The sequence below is a fragment of the Gardnerella sp. 30-4 genome (genome assembly GCF_001641215.1).
Classification (GTDB): domain Bacteria; phylum Actinomycetota; class Actinomycetes; order Actinomycetales; family Bifidobacteriaceae; genus Bifidobacterium; species Bifidobacterium leopoldii.
The window spans coordinates 1-5,488 of sequence record NZ_LXJL01000044.1; the positions used below are offsets into that span (position 1 = coordinate 1).

2 protein-coding genes are annotated in these 5,488 nt (G+C 40.0%); one reads left to right on the top strand and one right to left on the bottom strand.

Translation table 11 applies throughout. The features are described from left to right. The first annotated feature begins 71 nt into the window (after window positions 1-71). A complete protein-coding gene (gene sepH, locus A5294_RS03210) occupies window positions 72-1,280 on the top strand; it encodes a septation protein SepH (RefSeq protein ID WP_064340447.1) in 1,209 nt (402 codons plus the stop codon). A gap of 138 nt (window positions 1,281-1,418) precedes the next feature. Here the strand turns inward: sepH and A5294_RS03215 are convergent, their stop codons facing one another. Then, entirely contained in the window at window positions 1,419-2,678 is a 1,260-nt protein-coding gene (locus tag A5294_RS03215; RefSeq protein ID WP_064340448.1) for an alkaline phosphatase family protein, read from the bottom strand. Window positions 2,679-5,488 lie beyond the last annotated feature (2,810 nt).

Below are 5,488 nucleotides of genomic sequence, written 5' to 3' on the forward strand. Positions count from 1 at the left end.
ATGGTAAAGAATGCAGTGTATGGACTAAAGTGTATAAATAGTATTGTTAAAAGCGAAGAAAGTGGTGCATAATGCTTGAAAATCCGCCAAAAGAGGCGAGTTTCTACCATATTGACGCAGACGGTAATTTGATTTTCATTTGTGAAAACACGCCGTTACGTATTCAAGTGGACGACACGCTGGAACGCGCCATCGCTGGTTCACATAAAATTACGAGTAAAAACAGCGATGAACAGAACTCAGCAAACGCTGGCGCAAATTCTATGCAATCTAATGCAACATTGCCTATTTCGCAAATTCAGGCATTGATTCGCGCAGGAGTTGCACCTTCACATGTAGCACAAAAATACAACGTTAGTGAAGCACAAGTTAGGCGTTTTTCTGCAGGCGTTGAAACCGAAAAGCAGTATGCAATTGAGCAGTTCCTTCTAGTACCTGCTCCTAAACAAAGCAATATGCGCACTATTGCAGATTTAATTGAAAGAACGTTAGCTAAAGCACATATTGGCATGGAAACAGTGCAATGGAAAGCAACGCGCAGAGGATTAGAGCCATGGCGAATTACTGCTACTTTCAAAACTGCTAGTCGCACTATTAAAGCTGAGTGGACATGGAACATGCATGACAACTCTGTTACATGCGCGAACCCTTCGTCTAGATTATTGCTTGGTGAAGATGTTAATGCAGCGGATACTTCTAAACAGTCTCCATATGGTGGAGCTTATAGAGACACTGTAAGCATTAATTTCCCATTCAACACTGAAGAGCTTCCAGGAAATTCTATTCGTTCTGCCAGAATCGAACGAGCTGTTTCTCAATGGGAACTTAGAAACAGTGACAAACTTGCAGATGCACAAGCCCAATCTTCCTTCGAAAATCAGGACAATGATTCTGACATACAGCAAGTATTAGAAAAAGGCTATTCTAAGCGTTCTACTAAAACAAATACGCAATTTATTAAAGAAGATAATTCTCAGCAGCCTTCGCTAATACAACCGGATGCTGAATTTATTAATAGAAACGAAACGAATAGCAAAATCGTCAATGAGTCTAATGAAGCGCAAAAATCATTGGCTGCAAAAGTTCAAAATGCTGAAAAAGCAGATATTGTTAGTACGAATTTGCAAAAAAATGCTGCTGAAAGTAATCAAAATTCTGCTAAAAATAATCAAGAAATTAATGCTAATGGTCAAGAAAAATCATCTTCTGAGCACAATAAACGTAAAGCTGGAAGAGCAGCAGTACCAAGCTGGGATGAAATATTATTTGGTGAAAGCTAAATAAGAAGTTTAAAAATAAATTTTTCGCTTATTGACAATATGTGTGACACTCTTAGTAAAATTTGAGTGTCACACATTTTATTTGCTAAGTTGTGATTTATAAAAACATTTTCAATACTAGAAGCAAAAACTCACTAATTACACTAAATCTATGAGGCACGGAATATCCATTTCCATGTGAGTCATTGATCCATGAACGCTAGGTAAACTCATAGCTTTATCAGATTGAATGCGAGAATCAACAATTGTGTAAGCTCCACAAGCTTGCACAATAACATCGCCAATAACAGCCTCTGCCCTGTTGTTTACTAAACCAAAAAGACCATCGTCAATGGCTTGTTTTTTACTGCGTACAATTGCATTAGTTCCAAAATATTCACGCCAACGGTAAATAATATCTTCAGGATTTGCGTCACTGTTAGCATACAACATTACAGAACGAGGTTCACCACCAACCATCGATATGCCTTTTATCAGCTTATCATGCTTAGCAATATCAACTCGCTTATTTGGATCAGATTTAATCATCCCATGATCTGCAGTAATAACAATTAATGTTCCAGGAGCACAATTTGCTCGCAAAAGACGCAACTGCTCGTCAATTTGCTCAAAAACAGAAACCCACTGCTGAGAATCCCAACCATAATTATGACCGGTTTTATCAGCGTCACGTAAATACATATAAGTTAAACCTGGAGTTTTACTGCTATTAGCAGCCTTAAGAATGCGAGCTCTAGGAGTTCCAGCAGTAATATAATTTGCTCCACGAAAAGCAGCTTTGGTAAGAGGAGTATTTTCAAACTTTGGTAATCCCACGCTATCTGCACGGACTCCATTAGAAACTAAACTTTCAAATATAGTTGGCTCTTGCTGCAAAACTAGCGGATCAGGCGCATCATTAAATTGAATAAGCTGCGCAAGTTTACCAGTTTGAGAATTCTTTTGCGTGTAACCGGTCATACAAGTAAGACCCGGACATGTGCCTGTTCCAAAAGTAGCCATTGCAGCAACAGTTGTGCTTGGGACGCACGTGCTAATTGGTCTTTGATTTATTGATTCGTTAAGTAAGGATCGTAAATAAGGAGCGTGACCTTTGCGCATAAGAATATTCCAGTATCCTAAACCATCTATTAGCACTACAATTGCAGAATTAGATTTAGGGAAACCAAGGCTTTCTCGTAAAGCGTGTGGATCGTTATGAATAGCTGTTTTGACAGGAGCATCTATTGCATCACTTAAAGCTGGAAGAACCGAAGATATATGTAACGCTCCACCAAGATTTTTTTCATTAAAATCATAAGAAAAATCTTCATTAACTACGAAATTAGAAAAATCACCGTACTTAACATTACCAACGAATTGTAAAAGATCATTTTCAGACGGTATTTCAGCACTCATACTTACTATTGAACCACTTATATTGCATTGAACAAAACGCGAATAACAAATATTTATATAAATAACTAATCAAATTGCTGAAAAATTCAGCAAAAACATGCTGTTTGTGCATATAAATTGGTAAGATTGATAGCCGTAATGTCATCCAAGGAGTTCTAAATATGCCCTCACGCCATCACTCAACACAGCAAGCTTTCGACCCAAGAAAAGTTAAAGAGCATATTGTTGAAACACCATTGAACGAAGAAATGAGCAAATCCTTCTTGGAATATGCTTATTCAGTTATTTATGCTCGAGCTTTACCGGACGCACGAGACGGAATGAAACCAGTGCAGCGACGCATTGTGTATCAAATGGGCAATATGAATTTGAGTCCTGATCATGCTTATATGAAATCAGCGCGCGTTGTTGGTGAAGTAATGGGTAAACTTCATCCTCACGGTGATTCTGCAATCTATGAGGCAATGGTTCGCTTAGCTCAACCATTTTCCCTACGCTTGCCACTTGTTGACGGACACGGTAATTTTGGTTCTCTTGACGACGGTCCAGCAGCTTCTCGATACACCGAAGCGCGTTTAGCTCCTGCATCACTAGGTATGAACGCGGATATCAACGAAGATACAGTTGATTTCGTACCAAATTACGACAATAAACTAAAAGAACCTACTGTGCTTCCTGCAGCTATTCCAAATCTTTTAGTAAATGGCGCTTCTGGAATTGCTGTAGGCATGGCAACTAATATGGCAACGCATAATCTAGGCGAAGTAGTTGCTGCAGCAAAATATGTTATGAAACATCCTGACGCAACCCTAGATGATCTTATGAAACTAGTTCCAGGACCTGACTGGCCTAGCGGAGGAATTATCATCGGTCGAAGTGGCATTCGCGAAGCTTACGCAACAGGTCGCGGAGCATTCACTACAAGATCTACAACACATATAGAAAATATTACTGCTCGCAAAAAAGCTATTATTGTTACAGAACTTCCGTTTATGGTTGGGCCAGAACGCGTTTTGGAAAGAATTTCTCAAGGAGTTAAATCAAGAAAATTAGATGGTATTTCAGGTGCTATTGATTTAACAGATCGACATAACGGAACTCGTATTGTTATTGAGATTAAGACAGGCTTTGATCCTAACGCTGTGCTTGCTCAACTTTTTAAGCACACTCCTTTGCAAGAGAGCTTTACTATTAACAATGTTGCACTTGTTGACGGCAGACCTCACACAATGGGCTTGAGAGAGCTATTAGACGTTTGGATTTCTCACCGCAGAACAGTAGTACGCAGACGCAGCGAATTTAGGCGCAAAAAAGCTCAAGAACGCTTACACTTGGTTGATGGCTTGCTTCTTGCACTTCTTGATATTGATGAAGTAATTCAGGTTATTCGTTCATCTGAAGATGCAGATAGTGCAAAAACTAAGTTAATTAAAGTATTCGATCTTGATGAAATTCAAGCACAGTATATTCTTGACTTACGTCTTCGCAGACTTACTAAAATGAGCCGAATAGAGCTCGAAGCTGAACGCGACGATTTGCTCAAAAAAATTGAAGAGCTAAATCAAATATTAAGTTCTGAAGCGAAACTCGACAACGTCGTAATAGCAGATATGGATACTGCAGTTAAACAATGGGATACTCCACGCAGAACAATTTTGCTTGACGAAAATGAAGATGGTAGTTTTACTCCAGTAGCCTCCAGCATAAATAAAAACAGTGAGGATATTGCGATTAAAGCTGTGCAATCAGCAAATAAAATTACTTCAACTCAAGCAGATTTGGCTGCAGCAGCTAATGCAGCTCGTAAAACTGGAGAAGCTGACGCATCTTCTGTTGCAATGCAATTAAGTGACGAGCCTTGTGCAGTAGCATTAAGTACTTCAGGGTTAATTGCCAGAACAAGCATTGCAGTGTTAGAACATTGGAATTCGCACAATAACAACGTATTTAACACTCCTTGTAAAACAATGTTTGCGACAACAACGCGTTCAACTTGTGCTCTTGTTACTTCATCTGGTCGACTAGTTCTAGCTCATGTTGCAGATTTGCCACAACTTAACTATGAAGAAGGAAAACCTGCGCTGCTCAGCCATGGAGTAAAAGCACAAGAATTGCTAACTTCCACACAAAGCACGGATCCAGTAAGAGGAGAACATGTAGTTTCAGCAATAGCATTTGATGCCTCACAAAACGCTACTCCACTTGCAATCGGCACACGAAACGGTGTAGTTAAAAGATGGAATTTTGAAGCTCCAACTACCATGGATTCATGGAGCATAATTGACTTAAAAGACGACGACACCGTTATTGCTGCAGCCCCAGCGGAAGACAACGACAGACTTGTGTTCATTAGTAGTGATTCTTCATTACTTACTTTTGACGCTAAACAAGTTAGGCCACAAGGACGTACAGCAGGCGGAATGGCAGGTATTCGTTTAGCAGAAGGCGCTAAAGTTGCAACCTTCGCAGTAGTGCCAGAAAAATCAATAGAGTGGCATTACGAAGAAGGCGAAAATGGTTTATTCTCCGCTTCTGGAACAGTAGTGTTCACCGTTGCTGGAGACAGTGAAGCTCTTCCTGGAACCGAAAACGGTTCTGCAAAGATTACTCCATTTGACATGTACCCAACAAAAGGTCGCGCAACTGGTGGCGTGCGCTCGCAAAGATTCCTTAAAGGTCAAGATACGTTGATACACGCGTACGTTGGATACTATCCATTGCAAGCCGTTACAGAAGGCGGAAGCAATGTTGAGCTACCTAAACCAGATATGCGTAGGGATGCTTCTGGAACCTGTCTCTTATACACATCT